This window comes from Pseudomonas sp. NPDC087697, from assembly GCF_044743155.1.
In the GTDB taxonomy this organism is placed as follows: Bacteria; Pseudomonadota; Gammaproteobacteria; order Pseudomonadales; family Pseudomonadaceae; genus Aquipseudomonas.
In genome coordinates, this window is sequence record NZ_JBIUVW010000008.1 from 138,291 (window position 1) to 155,225 (window position 16,935).

The following is a 16,935-nucleotide window of genomic DNA, read 5'->3' on the forward strand; positions in this document are numbered from 1 at the left end:
GCGTATGAAAAAGCCGACTCAGGAGGACATAACCGGCAATCTACGGGCAGGGAACTTCGTGCACAGCCTTGAGGTGGATCAAGTCGGCGATCCTATCGTCGACACACCCATGTTGGTGACCCTGGAGCAACTGCGGCCGTATGAGCACAACCCTCGTTTCGTCCGTAATCCACTGTACAACGATATCAAGGCCTCGATCCGTGAACGCGGCTTGGATCAACCACCACCGATTACCCGCCGCCCGGGAGAACCGACGTTCATCATCCGCAACGGCGGCAATACTCGCTTGGCGATTCTCGGCGAGCTGTGGCAGGAAACCCGCGACGAGCGCTTCTTTCGCATTCATTGCCTGTTCCGACCCTGGACCGATGAAATCACCGCCCTACTCGGCCATCTGGCCGAAAGCGATCTGCATGGCCAACTCACTTTCATTGAACGTGCTTTGGCTGTAGCCAAACTCAAATCCATGCTCGAACCAGATGGAGCTGTGCTCTCGCAACGTGAACTAGCACGACATCTCTCAGCTGGGGGCTATCCGGTATCACAGTCGCATATCAGCCGGATGCTAGACACCCTCGAACACCTACTGCCCGCCATTCCACAAACCCTGTATGCCGGATTGGGTAAACCCCAGATCGAACGCCTGATCGGTCTGCGTAGTCAGGCTGAACGAACCTGGAACCGTTATCCAACCACCACCATAGCGTTCGCCGAGTTTTGGCTCGATACCTTGGGCTACTTCGATGCCGACCCCGACTCCTTCGACCTTGAGCAGATCCAGGATGAACTGCTCGAGCGCATGAGCCGGATGCTTGGACAGTCCTACCGTATGTTGGCTCTGGAGCTGAGCGATACCCAACGGCTCATCTCGACGCCTGGCGTTGTCGTCACCACGCCTCCAGAGAACAACCATCTGCCGAGCGAGAATGAAGCCGCGGCAGGACCTCCCTCCTCCGAGCCCCATCCCAGATCAACAGAGACCAAGCCCCAGATCGAACCAACGCTCGAGGAACTGCTTACACCGCTTGAAAGGAATGTCGTCTCAGCGGTCAGTCCGTCACGCGTTCAACAGATTCGTGAACAGATTGATCGCGAGACCGCCACTGAAGTAACACCGACCGTCGAAACCTGCACGATCGACGACATCTGGACCATTGCTCCAGCACTGGACACTCCCGAACAACTGCGTTTAGCCATTGCCGGACTGGCGCGGGAAATGGCGACCTATGCCGGACATCCCGAGAGCATCATCGATCAGCAGCTTGGCTTGGGCTTCGCCCTCAACATCGAGCAAGTTGATCTTACTGCGCCTCGCGCGACCGGCATTCACCTAATGCTCCTGGCCCTGTTGCGCGCTCAAGACGACGTGAACTGGGAGGATCGCAAGCAACTGCCCTCAGCCCTATTCGGCCAGCTGTTGTTGGGGGTCTATCAACTCCCGCTGACTGATCGTCCCGCCGTGGATGTGGGACTGGAACGACTGCCCGACAGTCTGTTAATCAAACTGTATCGCCTGATCCGCCTGGCCCGACGTCTGATCGACTTAACGCTTACCCATGAAGACAACTCAGCGGAGGAGCTGCCATGAACCTATCCTTCAATGTGCTCAACCAGGCCATGCTGACCCAGGTGCTGCATGAGCTGCGCTTGGGTAATCTGCAACGCTGCAAGGCACTCGGACTGGGTGAGAACGACATCTACCTGTTGCAATCCTTACCGCCCACCACGCTGTCGCGCCTGGCCCATGCCACCGTCTCCTGGGTTGAGGTCAAGATTGACTCGCCGGTGCTGCATCGCTTGATCGAGCAAGCCGAACGCGACGAGCACAACGAGCGCTTGATCAACCGAGCGCTCAAGCTCGGCGCCAGTAGCACCATCATGTACCAGTGCTTTGGCTTGGCGCATTCGGAAACCGCCCTGCGCCGACGTCTGCTCAAGATAGAAACCCGTAAGGGCCGCCCTCAGCATTTGAGCGAAGCGCAGGAACACGCGCTCTGGCAGCGTTGGTGCCAGCTGCGCGCTCAGGACGGTACCGAGGATCCGCTCGACGCCATGATGATGCTGGCGGAGGAGCAACAGATCAGCTTGACCATCGTTTGGCAGCAGATCGACCAGTACAGCAACCGCACATGAACATTGCCCCTTCCAGTCGCTGGCAGCGTGTCCTGCAGCAATGCACCCAACAGCTGAGTGAACGCTGGCCCGCACGCCCTACCACTGAGCAACCCTCCAACCAGGCTCTGCACGCTGGCTTTCTGTTCAGTGGCCAATCACACGAAGTCGTGCCGCGTCGCCTGCTGTTGGATCATCGGCTGACGCCATTGGAACGTAATGCCTGGCAGGTGTTTCGACTCATGCTGCAAGGCCAGGGTGTGGTCACACCGCGTTATGAGGATTTGCAGCCTTACCTGTCGAGCGTGCCCTACGGCGCGTCAGCCTCCCGAGAAACCATTGCTCGCGTCTTGACGATGCTCAGACTAACCCGCTGGCTCAGCTTGGTGAGTCGTGGCCGCGATCAGCTCAGCGGGCGCCTACAAGGTTCTCTGTACGTCCTGCACGATGAGCCGTTAACCCCCGCCGAAGCCATGGAACTGGATCAGGATTACCTGGAGCTAGTCGGACATGCCCTCGGTCATGCGACCAAGGCTGTGCGCATTGTCGCTCAGCATGTTCTGGAAGAAGTTCGCCAGGACACCCGTATCGATTTAGGTCAGCTACCCACACGGCTCGAGAGCTGGGGAGATCACTGGATGGACCAAGGATTGGATCAGGCAAGCGATGCCACAATACACGATTCCGAACTGGGGGAAGATCACCTCGTTCGGAATCGTGCAGGCCCTCGTTCGGATTCCGAATCAGGCCTGAACGCCAGTGTTTCCGGCACTGTTCGGAATCCGAACGCCGCCTGTACTGTATTAAAAGAAAGTACTTGTACTGTACCGCGCGCGACCCCAGCGGTGGATAACCTGCACTGGCCCGATCCGCTGCACCTGAGTCCAAGCGAACGTCAGGCCGTCGCCGTGGCGCTGAACAAGCTCAAACCAGCGGATCGTCAGGCAGTGCTCAACGAAGCGGGCGCACGCTGTGCGGCCGGTGGTATCCGCAAGCCAGCGGCGTATCTGATGGGCCTAATCCAGCGCGCACTGAAAGGCGACTTTCGTCCTTGGGCAGGCCAGACAGAGCCCTCACCCGTTGCAGATCCGCCCCCAACGGCACCGTCACGCCCGTCCCGAAAACAGGGCGAACCCGCATCCCCCCTCGCCCAAGCGTGCATGAATGAGCTACGCCAACTGCGCGGCGGACGCCCTGGACATCAGTAGATTTGATGCCAGTGGCATCAAATCTACTGAGCTCTACTGTGAGATCGCAAAGGGCCGAATCTGCGCAATCCGACCGGTACGGCCATCTCCATCCATGGAAATGATTCCACCGGCGTCACTCGCGAACGTCTCCGAAATTAACCCTCTCAAACCAAACCGAACAGACCGCATTCAGCTTTTTGGCTTCCCTTGACCATCATCTGTCGCAACGTTCCCGTCCAAGCCTATGCGAGGACAACACCGTGGCCGATCACTATCAACTCAACCTGGGGTCATTGCGCAGCAGCATCACCCTGACCCTGCACACTCACCACGCCGCCCGTATCTGGCAAGGTCGGACCCCACGCGAAGGCGTCCACTCGATCATGGGCATGGCCGGCTACATCAGTGTCACCAACCTGATCAAACAAACCGCGGCCCAGGACGATCCCTATGCCGACTGGGCCATCGTGCAACTCGAAGAAAAACTGATGCAGGCCAAGGCTGGGATGTTGGAACTGACCCAACAACTAGATCGGATCAGACAAGAGCTGCCGACACAGATCGACATGAGCGACAACCTCAACATCCACCCCGTCACCTTGCCGTTGTACATCGGCAGCCAGCTGGGTTTTCTGGCGGTCTACCTGCTGACCGACTACGACACCCTGGTGCGCCGGACCCTATTGGCCCATCACACCGCCCTGATCGGCCGTATCGACATGGAAGCCTGGATCGACGACGGCGCCCATCTGCTGCGCAGCCTGTTCGGTCAGGCACAGCGCTATCGGCATGCCGGCGTCACGCGTGATGACATGGCGGCGAACAACGCTCGTGCCTGTGCGGCCGTCGAGAAGTTCGGCCTGCCGCCGCAAGATATCCTCGCGGGCGTCCGTCGTTCCCAGTTCGCACCGCCGATCATTCGTCGTGGTGCTGTGCCAGTGGATGACGCTGACGCGTTGGCAGAGGAAGCGGGAGAGCCACCTGCGACGGTGGACGTGCTGGAGGACGAAGCATGAATCCTCTGACCTCGGCTCAACCAATGCCCTTCGAAGCGTTGACATCCGATGCCTATCGACAGCTCGAACACGCAGCCTCCCTAAAAGGCCTTTTAAAACCTTTTAAGGGTAAGGGGGAGTTGGACCATCTGGCACAGGTGGCGAGGGAAATCGAGGCGCAGTTATGTCACCTGATGGAGGCTGTTGTGCAGCAAGCCGGACAGCCCCCTTACTCACTGCTGGATATTCGATTGTTGCTGCAGAACACCAGCGCTGGCAGCACCTTTTTGCGTTGGCGCACCCGTGACTTCGCCCGTATGGGGGTTGCAGTCTGGGAACGCCAGGTCTGCAACAAAACCCTGCCGCAGGTCGTACGCGAGGGATTGCACCGTTTCGAACGCGAGCGCATTGCACTGAACCTGCAGATGAGCGTGGTGCATTCGCTCTACCGCCAGGCCTCGACCTGCGCGATCAAAATGGCCAGTGCCGAACGGTTACTGCGCCAACTCACAACCGCAGTGGAGGTATCAGGATGAGTACTTTTTTTGTCGGCGAAGGCAATATCGGCAGTGCGCCAGAGTTCCAGGAATTTCCATCAGGCAATGACGAGCCACGGCGCTTGCTACGGCTGAATGTGTACTTCGACAACCCCGTGCCACGCGATGGTAGCTATGAAGATCGAGGCGGCTATTGGGCGCCGGTTGAGCTCTGGCACCGCGAGGCTGAACACTGGAGCACGCTGTTCCAGAAAGGCATGCGCGTGCTAGTCGAAGGTCGTACGGTGCGCGATGAGTGGGAGGACAGCGAAGACAATGCGCGGGTGACCTTCAAGATCGAGGCCCGTCGAGTCGGCATCCTGCCTCACCGGGTGCACAGCGTGGTTATGCGGGAACGATCCAGTGAACAGACAGCATCTGCGAAACACGTCGGGCAAAATACAGAGCAAACCGGTTCACCTGCGTCGAAACCCAGAAAGCGCAGAGGGCAGCCACCTACGGACTGACAGACTTCAGGCATAAAAATTGCGCCTTTGCGCGAAGTTGCTGGCGTGTTACTACGCGCTGCTCGTGAAAATCCACACTGTCGTCGGACTGCGACGGAGTACAACCTCGTCCCATTCCTGGCTGTCCTGACTGACTAATATGAGGAGCCTTCGATTCAGGTTTCTCATATCTCTCACCTGCTGTTTCCAACAACGCTGCTCCGAACTCAATCCGGAGCAGTTCTATGCGCCTATTCCTCTGCGAGAAACCTTCCCAGGGTCGGGACATCGCCAAGGTACTCGGGGCCACTCGGCGTGGTGATGGTTGCCTGATCGGCACCGATTCAACCGTCACCTGGTGTATCGGCCATCTGCTGGAGACGGCCCCACCTGAAGCCTATGGTGACAAGTACAGATCCTGGTCGTTGGATCATCTACCGATCATTCCTGCTCAGTGGCAGATCGAGGTCAAACCCAAGACTGCGGCACAGTTCAACGTCATCAGACGCCTGCTCAGCGAAGCTACCACCGTCGTAATCGCCACCGACGCCGACCGCGAAGGTGAAATGATTGCCCGCGAACTGCTGGAGCTCTGCAAGTATCGAGGCCCCGTCCAGCGCCTCTGGCTGTCCGCACTCAACGAGGCGTCGATTCGCAAGGCACTGTCCTCGCTGAAAAGCGGTCAGGAGACCTTCCCGCTCTACCACTCAGCCCTCGCCCGCAGCCGCGCCGACTGGCTGATCGGCATGAACCTCAGCCGTTTGTTTACCCTTCTTGGTCGGCGGGCGGGCTATGACGGTGTATTGTCGGTTGGACGCGTCCAGACACCCACTTTGCGCTTGGTGGTCGATCGGGATCGTGCGATTGCCAGCTTCGTCTCGGAGCCCTACTGGGAGGTGGATGTGCACCTGTCCTCCATGGGGCAACCATTCATCGCGTCGTGGTTACCACCAAGCTCAGGACGAGATGAAGCCGGTCGTTGCCTGCAGCAGGCACTTGCCAGTCAGACGGCCCAAGCGATCTTTAGTGGTAAGACCGCCACAGTAGTCTCGCTGCAGACTGAGCATTCCCGAGAACCGCCGCCCCTGCCCTTCGATCTGAGCACCCTGCAGGAAATCTGCTCGCGCAAGCTGGGACTCGGCGTTCAGGAAACCCTAAACATCGCCCAAGCCCTGTATGAAACCCACAAAGCCACCACCTACCCGCGCAGCGATTGCCGCTATTTGCCAGAGAGTATGTTCGACGAGGTACCCGCGGTATTCGATGCCCTGCTCAAAACAGATCCCGCGCTACAGCCCTCATTTGAAAGACTCGATCGGTCATTGCGTTCCCGAGTATGGAACGATACTAAGGTCACAGCGCATCACGGCATCATTCCCACCACCGAGCCGGCGAACCTTGCGCGGATGTCTGAACAAGAGCGCAACGTCTACGAACTGATCCGTAGCCACTACCTCGCGCAATTTCTTCAGCATCATGAGTTTGATCGAACCCAGGTCGAACTGGAGTGTGGCGAAGAGCGATTGACCGCTGTTGGCAAACAGATCCTGGTTCAGGGCTGGAAAGGCTTGCTCTACGAAAACACCGAGGAGGATGAGCCCAGTCACAAGTCCCAAGTCTTACCCGTCTTGCAACAGGGTACTCAGTGCGCAGTGGACGACGTCGAACTCAAGTCCATGCGCACCGCCGCTCCCAAACCTCTCACCGAGGGCGATCTGATCAAGGCCATGAAAAACGTGGCCAAGCTGGTCACCGACCCACGCCTGAAACAGAAACTGCGGGACACCACCGGTATTGGTACCGAAGCCACGCGAGCCAGCATCATCAAGGGGTTGATTGATCGCGGTTATTTGCTGAAGAAAAAACGCGCCTTAATGGCCTCCGCGGCGGCTCATACCCTGATTGAAGCGGTACCCGCTGCGGTCGCGGATCCGGGTATGACCGCGATCTGGGAACAGGCTCTGGACGAAATCGAAGCGGGACGCCTGACTCTGGCTGAATTCGTCGCCAAGCAGGCGAACTGGATTGCGCAGTTGGTCGCACACTGCGGCTCACTTACTTTAGCCATACCTGTCGAAGCCGGCCCGGCCTGCCCCATTTGCAACGCCTCAATGCTCAAACGAAAGGGGAAATCAGGACCGTTCTGGTCATGCTCCCACTACCCAGACTGCAAGGGCACTGTGTCGATCAGTAAAGATGCGCGTCGCCCATGACGCGCCATTGGAGATCAACGTGAGTATTGGAGCGATGTAGTGGTCAGTGCATCATCAACGGCGGCTGATCCCTTTCTAAGTCGATTAGGGGGTGTCCGACTTCACGGGCCAAGGCAAAGAAAGCGACCGTGCCTTTATCTTGGCAACTGTCAAACAATTGGCCGCTCATCTCGCCAACAAGTGAGCTCATTCGCTCGCATTCGATATAGGGGCCTTTGAGGGGACGCTCTCTGCCTTGACGTCATCCCACCCTCTCTGCTGTAGTGCCTCAGGATCATCGCCAACGGCGACCCAAGACCGATTCGCTCCGGGTAGCTCGGTCGGACTCCTTGAGTTCGGAGCCGTCTCTTCTGCGGAATTTCATTCCCGTTTTGTGCTCGACCTGATCGTGGTGGCGGATGACCACTGTTGCCTCTGCCAGGCAATAGCGGTCATCCGCTTCGGTGATCGTATTCAGTCCCGGAGCCCACCGGGGAAACACTGGGCACCCTTTGTGCGCGGATGCGTGCCAGCATGTTCCGACCCAGGCCACAACAAGGGTCGGTTGGCGAATCATGACGCAGTTAAACCAGGCTTTGCGAGGAGCTTGTCGACTGCATAAGAGCGCCAAAGGTGGCTTTTCTCTTCCTCGCCTGGCTACCCGTCAGGCCCCCTCTTCATTTTTTCATTCCAGTGACTACCACTGTATTCCGTCCTTAAAAAATCGGGCTTCAGCGTCTTGACGCGCCCCTGTGACAGGCTTATACAAAGGGCGTGGTTCGCTGTCGTTGACAGCCCAGCCCAGGTAGCTTGAACCTTCAAGGCTACGCCACGTTCGTGGTGGTTTACCCAAGTGCGATTAGCGTTCGGAAGCTCGCGCGGTTACCGCTTCAGCGGTGATGAATGCCCACTACCCCATGCCTGCGGATCACCACCGCAGACGCTCTTCTGCTGCACTGCTATTCCCCCAAGCACATCGTTCTGATCGTCATCGGCTTGCCGGTGGCGAGTCGTTCATTGCTTGCCTTCACCTTACCCACCCTGACGGGGGCTCACTTCCCCGTCAGGGACTGTGCGTCGCCGTTTTCCCTTGAAACAGGAGAACCATCATGGCCCACGCCAACCAATCCCAAGAAGCGATCACTTACTTCAATCTGCACACCGTCGGTATCGGTTACCTCAACCGTGTTCGTGAAGTACAAGTCCGCCGCGGCCAGCCATTCATGGCCTGCGATATTGCAGCCCTGCACGGTGCCACCAATGCGGTGGAGTACACCCGCTTCGACTGCAAAGTCGCTGGGGGTGAAGCTGAACGCTTGACTCGTCTCTATATGGACGCCGTCAAAGCCGAGAAAAAGGTCTTGCTGTCATTCCGTATCGGCGACCTGTGGATCGATCCTTTTCTCTACGAGAAAGGCGATAAACAAGGTCAACCAGGCGCCAGCCTGAAAGGTCGTTTGCTGTTCATCGACTGGGTCAAGGTCAACGGCACGTTCGCGTACAAAGCGCCCGCCAGGCAGGAAGCAACAGCACCTGCTGCGCAAGCGCCAAACAGTGAGCCATCCCCACCACCGGCTGATGCCGAAGCTGAGGAGACCGAAAACCCAACAGAGGCTCGGGTCGAACCTGAATCTCCACCCACTCCGCGCACGGCCCGCCGTGATGCCACCCGTACCGTTCAGTCCGACTGAACAGTCCACGATGTTCCTCATCAAGGCGCTCCCCTGAGCGCCTTTTCTTCAATTCGCACAGGAGAACCAACATGGAATCCTTCTGGCTTTGCGACGAGTGCCTGTTCGCTACTGCTTACGAGGACTACAGCACGTTATCGCTCTATTACACGACGGATGAAATTGAGAAACGCATCGCCGGCATCCATCGAGGACTGGTTCGGTTAATGCCCATCAGTGCCGACTTCGATCCCGAAACTGGCTGGGGAATAAAAGCTTTTTCCCCATTACCCTGCGACGGCTGTGGTTCGCCCCTACACGGTCAACGCCACCGATTCACGCGGCTGTAAACAGCGCGCCATCTGCTAACGCCCGCGACTCCACACCCACCTCGGGGACACCACTCCCCTCGGGCGTGTACCCCTGATTGTTCCCTTCGGAGGTACCACCATGAGCACCCAACTCACACTGATTGAGACCTCGGATTTCGAGGCTGATCGTATCGTCCAAGAAAACCAGGTGATCGACGAAGCACTGCATATTCTGGATCGTCGGCTGTTCGCCCGCGGCCCTAACCTGACGTCGCCTGACGCTGTGGCCTCATACCTAAAACTGCATCTTGTGCAACAAGAGCATGAAGTCTTCGGTGTGATATTTCTCGATGCCAAACACCGGGTGTTGGCGTTCGAAGTCCTCTTTCACGGCAGCATTGATGGCGCCAGCGTTTACCCCCGCCAAGTCGTTAAGCGTTCCCTAGCGCATAACGCCGCGGCCGCCATTTTTGTTCATAACCACCCCTCAGGTTGTACAGAACCCAGCCAGGCGGATCGCGTCTTGACCGCACGATTGAAAGAGGCCTTGGCCTTGATCGAAGTGCGCGTACTGGATCACTTCATCGTGGGTGAAGGTCGTCCGCTCTCCCTTGCCGAATATGGCTGGCTTTAACCCTCACAGGCGTCTTCGGGCGCGTTGTTCATGTTCATCCTGGAGCGCCCCCATGAACCCCACATTCCAAGCCCCAACCCTGCCGGCAGCCTCAAACCCATTTGCTCGCGGCTACGACAACCTTCATATCGAACGGCTACTACTGATCACCTACGAAGACGACTGCCCGCCTTGCTTTCGACCCGTGCACGACTCACAGGCCCATCTGCCCGACAATAAGCTGCAACTGTTCCCCTGCCTGTTCAACGACGATTTCGCCTTGATCAGCGAAGGCCAATCCATTCCGGAGGAGCTGGATGAACGCTGCCAGTCCACCGGGTTGGTGCGCCAAGTGATCTACGCCGTGATGGGCGAGATGTTCAACGAGCAGCATCACGTCGGCGATCTGTACTCCCTGGAAGAAGCCCAAGCCATGATCCATCACTTGCGCTTCGAAACGGGACACTACAGTTGAGCCTGGGAGATCAGTACCGCACACCTTTCTGAAGAAGCGATGTTCTACCTGGAAGGGTGGGTCAGTCACTCCGCTCCGAGGCAAACCGGCCTTTTGTTCGAGCTTTTCGCGTTGCCGGATTGCTGCGGCATCGGTTGCAAGCTGATCGGCACACCATGGACAGACGAGAACTTGCTGAACATTGAGGGCAAACGTTATTCAAGCTTGGGACAAGAGCAACTCCACGCCGGCACACCGGAAGCCCTGGTTACGGTGTTGTACCTGGCGGCGTTGGCGGATGTGCGATTGTTGATCTTCGACCCCGACGCCACCGTCTTGGATGGACTCGTCATTTTTGATGAGTAACAACGCGTTCTGCTTTAACACGACCCGCCTTGAATCAACTTTCTCACTGAATCGCTCCTTCACCTCATGTCAGGTTCTGCACTGAATCTGACATGAGGTTTTTTCCATGGAGCGTTTTTTCACCCCTGTCTGCCTGCTGGGTTTGTTGAGCGCCTGCACCGCGCAAATCCCCAACACAATGCCGACCACCCCGAAGATCGACAGCGGCTCCAATCGGGCCCAGCTCTCGAGGGGTACAGCCGAAGGAAGCCATCCGGCAGAACTTCGTTATGGCCGCTACACGCTGGTCAGCACCGAGCCCACCACGGAACAACGCGACCTTCTTGCCCAAATCATTGAAGTGAACATCCCGTCCAACCTGAGCCCTTCGGTGCAGGATGCGTTGCAGTACGTATTGCAGCGCTCGGGTTATTCGCTCTGCCCTGCTTCCGAGCCCGTGAAGGTACTTTTTACCCGGCCTCTGCCTGCAGCCCATTACCGGCTTGGTCCAATCCCTTTGCGCCGCGCGCTACAAGTGCTGGCTGGCCCCGCCTGGCAACTCACGACCGATGAAGTCAGCCGTTCGGTCTGCTTCGAACAGCATAAAACGGATGCCGGTGTTGCGCTGATCACACCCGTCTTGCCCCATCAATCGGAGGCTCGGCCATGAAAGCCTCAACGTTTCAAACCCTCATTGTTGGCTTACTTTGCCTGGCGGTCGCCGGGCTGAGCGGTGGTTTGTACAACCAGTATCAACGCGTGGCCGAACTACAGCGTACGAACACTCAGCACCTACAAACTCTGGACACCCTGCAACGTGATTCAAGCGCCCTCAAGGACGCCCAGGAGAAGCTGCAGTACGCGCTGAAAGACCTGAAGCAGATGGTCGATACCGGCGAGCAACAGGCCAATACCCTCGATCCGATGTTGGATCAGTGGGCGCAAGAAATACAGGAACTGCGCGACGGTCTGGTAGCCCGCGCCACCGTGGCAGACCTGACATCACTACGCGCACGCCTTGAGCACGTCGAGCAGCAGCTCCTGGAGCTCAAAACTCAGCCATCAACTCCACCACCGACGTCTTCCGCGACTAAGCCAAAAAAGACCGTTCGCCCCAAGCCCGCCCCGCTCTCGCCACCGTTCTCAGTGTTTGGGATCGAGTCCCGTGGTGGTGAGCGCTTTTTGGCAGTCGCACCTCATGACAGTCGCGCTCTCAGAGATGTCCGGCTGCTACATAGTGGTGAGCAGCTCGGAGCCTGGTACCTGAAAGTACTGGAGCCGAACTCAGCCATCTTCGCGGTGGCCGCTCAGCCAGACCAGACCGTGCAACTCCCTTGAGCAACAATCATGAACAGAGCGCTACTGCCCGCCGTCGTCTGTCTCGTTTCTCTACTGGCCACGGGCGCTTCGATGGGCAACCCCGTCACGACACAGTCACGGTTCCAGGACACCCAGTCTGCTCCCCTGAGGCGCTCTGACTCTGAACAGGCGGCGAGCTGGGGTCTGACGGAGCAGGAGTGGGCACGCTTCGAACAGATCCAAGCCGGTCCGCGTGGTTTCTGGAGCCCAAACCTCGACCCGCTGACCGCACTCGGGGTTGAGGCCCCGACCGACCAAGAGCGCCAGCGTTATGCCGAATTACAGGTAGCGCTGGAAGCCAAACGTGCCGAGCGCGAGTTGGCCTACCAAAACGCTTACACCGCGGCCTGGGCCAAGCTGTTTCCTGGGTTGTTGCCGATCCAGGGTATGGCATCCCCGCTCGCTGCCAGTTCCTCGCTCGTGCCACGCCAAGCCCTGTTTGTTGAGGACCACTGCCCAGCGTGCGCCGCCGAAGCGCAGCGTCTGCAAAGCAGTGAAACGGCGTTCGATATCTACCTGGTGGGCAGCCAAGGTGAGGATGAACGCGTCCGTAGCTGGGCTCGGCAAGCAGACATCAATCCGGCCAAGGTTCAACGCCGGCAGATCACCCTGAACCATGACCATGGTCGCTGGTTCAGCCTGGGTGCCCCGGGGCCATTGCCTGCCACATTTCAACAGGTGAATGGACAATGGCAACGCCTCGACTGAGTGCTATTGCGCTCCTGCTGACGGTGCTCGCCGCCCAGGCCGACGAACTTCCGCCTCCAGCCTACCAATTGGCGGCGCATGACGCCGACATCCCTTCTACGGTGCTGTTCGCGATTGCCCTGCAGGAGAGTGGTACCCGCGTCCGTGGTCGACTGCGGCCCTGGCCGTGGACCCTGAACATCGCCGGTAGCTCTTACCGCTTCGCCACTCGCCAGGCCGCCTGTCACGCCTTACTTCAGGCGCTCGCCCTGCATGACGCCAAGCGGGTCGATGTCGGTCTTGGACAAACCAACCTGGGTTACCACGGGCAACGTTTTTCCAGTCCCTGCGAAGCCCTTGACCCCTACCGAAATCTCGCCGTCACCGCCGCGCTGTTGCAGGAGCATCACGCCGCCACCGGTGATTGGGTGTTGGCCGCCGGGCGCTATCACCGCCCGGCGGGAGGAATGCTGGCTGCACGTTATCGCGCAGGCTTCTCCCGGCAACTTGAACGGCTGCTGGTCTCCTTCGAACAGGGTACACCGCCATGAAGCAAATACCCCATATCTGTTATTTCATCCTACTTTTGGCACCTGTCGCCCAGGCAAAACCACCCATAGTCGGGGATCCGGCTGGCGACTTCACCCTACCCCATTTTCAAGTTGCCAGGCCGCCCATAAACAACAAAACCCATCCTGATCGGGCCATGCATGCGGATCTGTCCACCTTTGCCGATGAAGCCTGGATACTGCCGATCCGCAGCTCTCACTTGAGCCCCGGCCGGATCACGTCTCGCACTCTGAGCATGCCGGGCTTGCGGCCGTTTTTCCTGGTCGGTGACGATCCCCAGTCGCTGACTTGGCTGCGTCAACGCGCTGCTGAACTGCAGGAAATGGACGCGGCGGGCCTCGCCGTCGAAGTAACCGATACCGAAGCTTTGGCCCGAATTCGAGCAGCCGCTCCGGACATCACCATCCTGCCGGTCAACGGCAACGACATCGCCACCCGCCTGCAGATTGAGCACTACCCCGTCTTGATCACCGCCACCTCATTGGAACAGTGAGTAAGGTCATGGCCGAGCATGCGATGGAGTCCAAGCTCCGCCCAGCGGTGGAGCTGTACACCGTAGCTATCTGCGTCGCCGCCGCGGTGTTGTGCGTGTACTCGCCCTGGGCTGTGGCCCTATCACCCGAGATCGGGCTGGTTGCTGCGCTAGCCTATATCCTGTTCGGCCTTATCCGCCTGCGACAAGCCTGGGAGGTGCTGCGCTATCGGCGCAATATCCGCCGGCTGCCCCGCTACGAACTGACCAGCCGGCAGATTCCGGTCAGCCGCAAGCGTTTGTTTATGGGCCGCGGCTTTCGCTGGACCCGCCTGCACACCCAGCGCTTGGTCGAGGCCCAGGATCCGGTTGTTGCTCACTATGTCGACCAACCGACGCGCTATCGTCTGGCACGCGGACTCGAACGCCGCCTGGAACATGCACCGTTTCCGCTCTCTACATTGGCCCGTGCCACCGCCTGGGACAGTGCCTTCAATCCGTTGCGCCCTCTGCCCCCAGTAGGTGGCACGCCGCTGTTGCATGGGGTCGAGCCTGACGAAACAGAAGTCAGTCTGCCGCTGGGCGAACGGGTCGGACACACCCTGGTGCTCGGCACTACCCGCGTCGGCAAGACGCGGCTCGCCGAGGTGTACATCACCCAGGACATACACCGCGTCGAACACGAGGTAGTGATTGTCTTCGATCCGAAGGGCGATGCCGACCTGCTCAAGCGCATGTACGTCGAAGCCAAACGCGCTGGTCGGGGAAAGGAGTTTTATGTTTTCCATCTAGGCTGGCCGGAGATCTCCGCTCGCTACAACGCAGTGGGACGTTTCGGTCGTATCTCGGAAGTGGCTTCACGCATCGCCGGGCAGCTTAGCGGTGAAGGTAACTCCGCGGCCTTTCGCGAGTTCGCCTGGCGTTTCGTCAACATCATCGCCCGCGCCCTGATCGAGTTGGGCCGACGCCCAGACTACCTGCAGATCCAGCGACATGTGGTCAATATCGACGCGCTGTTCATCGAATACGCCCAGCAGTTTTTTGCCAAGACCGACCCTAAGGCGTGGGAAGTGATCGTCCAGCTTGAAGGCAAGCTCACCGAGAAGAACATTCCCCGGCATATGGTGGGACGCGAAAAGCGCGTGGTGGCCATCGAACAATACCTGGCGGCCAAACGGGTATTTGATCCGGTAATGGACGGACTGCGTTCGGCGGTACGATATGACCGTACTTACTTCGACAAAATCGTTGCGTCGCTACTCCCGCTGCTGGAGAAACTCACCACCGGCAAGACGGCCCAGTTGCTTGCACCGAATTACACCGATCTGAATGACCCACGACCAATCTTCGATTGGATGCAGATCATCCGTAAGCGCGGCATCGTCTACGTCGGCCTGGATGCGCTGACCGACGCCGAGGTGGCCGCCGCTGTAGGTAACTCCATGTTCGCCGACTTGGTCTCGGTTGCCGGACACATCTACAAACACGGCATCGACCATGGCCTGCCCCAATCAGACAGCAGTGCCAACAAGCTCCCCATCAACCTCCACGCTGACGAGTTCAACGAGTTGATGGGTGATGAGTTCATTCCGCTGATCAACAAGGGTGGCGGCGCCGGTATCCAGGTAACCGCCTACACCCAGACCCTCAGCGATATCGAAGCTCGCATTGGTAATCGCGCCAAGGCCGGTCAGGTCATCGGCAACTTCAACACCCTGCAAATGCTGCGGGTGCGCGAAACCGCCACCGCTGAACTACTCACCCAGCAGTTGCCCAAGGTTAATGTGCTGACCAAGACCCTGGTGTCGGGTGCCACCGACACCTCCGATCCGGAAGCCAACACGGACTTCACCTCGTCCTCACAGGACCGTGTCAGCAGCACCAGTGTGCCGCTGATCGAGCCTGCTCACATCGTCAGTTTGCCCAAAGGGCAAATGTTCTCCTTCCAGGCCGGTGGCCAGCTCTGGAAAGTCCGCATGCCGTTGCCAAAACCCTCCAACGACGATGCCATGCCCAAAGACCTGCAGGAGCTTACCCAGCGAATGCGGGCCACCTATAACGAGCAGGCAGGACAATGGTGGAGCGCAAGCGGTGGCGGTCCAACAACAAACTTCGATCTGGATCAGGTGGGGTAGCCCGGCCCCGCCACAGGTTTCGATTCAGCAAACACGTATTCGGCAGGAGCCGTGCCCACATCAACTCCGCAGCGTGCAATGGAGTGAACGATGGCGACTTCCGCCCAGAACACGTCACCACAACCGATCCAGCGCCCGGGATTAATCGTCTCGGCGATTGGCTTGGTTTTACGCATCATCGGTTTGCTGATCGCCTCGTTGCTGTTTTCGATCCTCATCGAGTTCGCCGGTTTGCTGCTGTTCTGGGGCGATCAGGGTTGGCGGCACAGCCAAGCCATGTTGACGAACGAACTGGGCTGGCTGAGTGAGCACTTCAAATCTTCTCTCATCCTCCAACAACCCGGACAGACGATTATCCAGTGGCTGGATTTTCTCAATCAATGGTTGTTGGTCAAGACCGGTTTTGCGGATTTTGCCCGGCAGGCGCGGGTGTCGAGCCAGGGCAACGGCTTCTGGAGCTGGATCAACCAGCTCTACGTGAGCATTGAGGATTTCGTATTGGCCGCAGTGTATGTGACCTTTACCTTCGTGGTGCGCCTGACCATTCTGGTCCTGGCCGCCCCCCTGTTTCTGCTGGCCATGTTTACTGGTTTTGTCGATGGCTTGATGCGCCGCGACCTGCGCAAGTTCGGGGCAGGGCGCGAAAGCAGCTTTGTCTACCATCGTGCTAAACGAGCTGTGACACCAGTGCTGCTCGTGCCCTGGATCATTTACCTGTCCCTGCCCTTTTCGCTCAATCCACTCGTTATTTTTTTACCGTGCGCCGCAATGCTTGGGATAGCAACGGCAATCACCGCAGCAACATTCAAGAAATATCTTTAAAATTTGGCAGCCAACATTTTCTCAAA

17 protein-coding genes and 1 pseudogene are annotated in these 16,935 nt (G+C 58.5%); all 18 read left to right on the forward strand.

Going from position 1 to position 16,935, the window contains the following annotated elements; genetic code table 11:
• Positions 1-4 precede the first annotated feature (4 nt).
• The 18 genes and pseudogenes from ACIPIN_RS08865 (at position 5) to ACIPIN_RS08950 (ending at position 16,909) form a co-directional block, all read left to right on the forward strand.
• Positions 5-1,588: a ParB family protein gene (locus ACIPIN_RS08865; protein ID WP_401117574.1), complete on the forward strand. Its 1,584-nt coding sequence runs from the start codon at positions 5-7 to the stop codon at positions 1,586-1,588.
• Positions 1,585-2,133, forward strand: a complete 549-nt coding sequence (locus ACIPIN_RS08870) for a DUF2857 domain-containing protein (RefSeq protein ID WP_401117576.1) — start codon at positions 1,585-1,587, stop codon at positions 2,131-2,133. Before ACIPIN_RS08865 ends, ACIPIN_RS08870 begins: the two co-directional genes overlap by 4 nt.
• Positions 2,130-3,320 carry an STY4528 family pathogenicity island replication protein gene (locus tag ACIPIN_RS08875; protein WP_401117578.1) on the forward strand — a complete coding sequence of 397 codons (1,191 nt, stop codon included), beginning with the start codon at positions 2,130-2,132 and terminating at the stop codon, positions 3,318-3,320. Before ACIPIN_RS08870 ends, ACIPIN_RS08875 begins: the two co-directional genes overlap by 4 nt.
• A gap of 242 nt (positions 3,321-3,562) precedes the next feature.
• On the forward strand, positions 3,563-4,318 hold the full coding sequence (locus ACIPIN_RS08880; protein ID WP_401117579.1) for a PFL_4669 family integrating conjugative element protein: 756 nt from the start codon (positions 3,563-3,565) through the stop codon (positions 4,316-4,318).
• Positions 4,315-4,833 (forward strand): DUF3158 family protein, encoded by a 519-nt coding sequence (locus ACIPIN_RS08885; protein ID WP_401117581.1) that lies wholly within the window; start codon positions 4,315-4,317, stop codon positions 4,831-4,833. Before ACIPIN_RS08880 ends, ACIPIN_RS08885 begins: the two co-directional genes overlap by 4 nt.
• Positions 4,830-5,300, forward strand: a complete 471-nt coding sequence (locus tag ACIPIN_RS08890; RefSeq protein WP_401117583.1) for a single-stranded DNA-binding protein — start codon at positions 4,830-4,832, stop codon at positions 5,298-5,300. The genes ACIPIN_RS08885 and ACIPIN_RS08890 overlap by 4 nt, the downstream gene beginning before the upstream one ends.
• Positions 5,301-5,524: 224 nt before the next feature.
• Complete coding sequence (locus tag ACIPIN_RS08895; protein WP_401117584.1) at positions 5,525-7,492, forward strand: DNA topoisomerase III; 1,968 nt, start codon at positions 5,525-5,527, stop codon at positions 7,490-7,492.
• A 1,088-nt stretch (positions 7,493-8,580) separates the two neighbouring features.
• Positions 8,581-9,162, forward strand: a complete 582-nt coding sequence (locus ACIPIN_RS08900; RefSeq protein WP_401117586.1) for an STY4534 family ICE replication protein — start codon at positions 8,581-8,583, stop codon at positions 9,160-9,162.
• Positions 9,163-9,233: 71 nt separating this feature from the next.
• Complete coding sequence (locus tag ACIPIN_RS08905) at positions 9,234-9,491, forward strand: hypothetical protein (RefSeq protein WP_169873290.1); 258 nt, start codon at positions 9,234-9,236, stop codon at positions 9,489-9,491.
• A gap of 100 nt (positions 9,492-9,591) precedes the next feature.
• Positions 9,592-10,086, forward strand: coding sequence for a DNA repair protein RadC (gene radC, locus ACIPIN_RS08910; RefSeq protein WP_153438634.1), 495 nt, complete (start codon positions 9,592-9,594; stop codon positions 10,084-10,086).
• Positions 10,087-10,138: 52 nt separating this feature from the next.
• Positions 10,139-10,885: pseudogene (locus tag ACIPIN_RS08915) on the forward strand (ABC transporter substrate-binding protein).
• Positions 10,886-10,991: 106 nt separating this feature from the next.
• Complete coding sequence (locus tag ACIPIN_RS08920) at positions 10,992-11,534, forward strand: PilL N-terminal domain-containing protein (protein ID WP_401117588.1); 543 nt, start codon at positions 10,992-10,994, stop codon at positions 11,532-11,534.
• Complete coding sequence (locus ACIPIN_RS08925; RefSeq protein ID WP_401117590.1) at positions 11,531-12,202, forward strand: chemotaxis protein; 672 nt, start codon at positions 11,531-11,533, stop codon at positions 12,200-12,202. Before ACIPIN_RS08920 ends, ACIPIN_RS08925 begins: the two co-directional genes overlap by 4 nt.
• Before the next feature lie 9 nt (positions 12,203-12,211).
• Positions 12,212-12,931, forward strand: a complete 720-nt coding sequence (locus ACIPIN_RS08930) for a TIGR03759 family integrating conjugative element protein (RefSeq protein ID WP_401117592.1) — start codon at positions 12,212-12,214, stop codon at positions 12,929-12,931.
• On the forward strand, positions 12,913-13,461 hold the full coding sequence (locus ACIPIN_RS08935; RefSeq protein WP_401117594.1) for a lytic transglycosylase: 549 nt from the start codon (positions 12,913-12,915) through the stop codon (positions 13,459-13,461). The genes ACIPIN_RS08930 and ACIPIN_RS08935 overlap by 19 nt, the downstream gene beginning before the upstream one ends.
• Positions 13,458-13,973 carry an integrating conjugative element protein gene (locus ACIPIN_RS08940; protein ID WP_401117596.1) on the forward strand — a complete coding sequence of 172 codons (516 nt, stop codon included), beginning with the start codon at positions 13,458-13,460 and terminating at the stop codon, positions 13,971-13,973. Before ACIPIN_RS08935 ends, ACIPIN_RS08940 begins: the two co-directional genes overlap by 4 nt.
• Positions 13,974-13,981: 8 nt before the next feature.
• On the forward strand, positions 13,982-16,087 hold the full coding sequence (gene traD, locus ACIPIN_RS08945; protein WP_401117598.1) for a type IV conjugative transfer system coupling protein TraD: 2,106 nt from the start codon (positions 13,982-13,984) through the stop codon (positions 16,085-16,087).
• Between the two features lie 90 nt (positions 16,088-16,177).
• Positions 16,178-16,909 carry a TIGR03747 family integrating conjugative element membrane protein gene (locus tag ACIPIN_RS08950; RefSeq protein ID WP_401117600.1) on the forward strand — a complete coding sequence of 244 codons (732 nt, stop codon included), beginning with the start codon at positions 16,178-16,180 and terminating at the stop codon, positions 16,907-16,909.
• Positions 16,910-16,935: the final 26 nt, after the last annotated feature.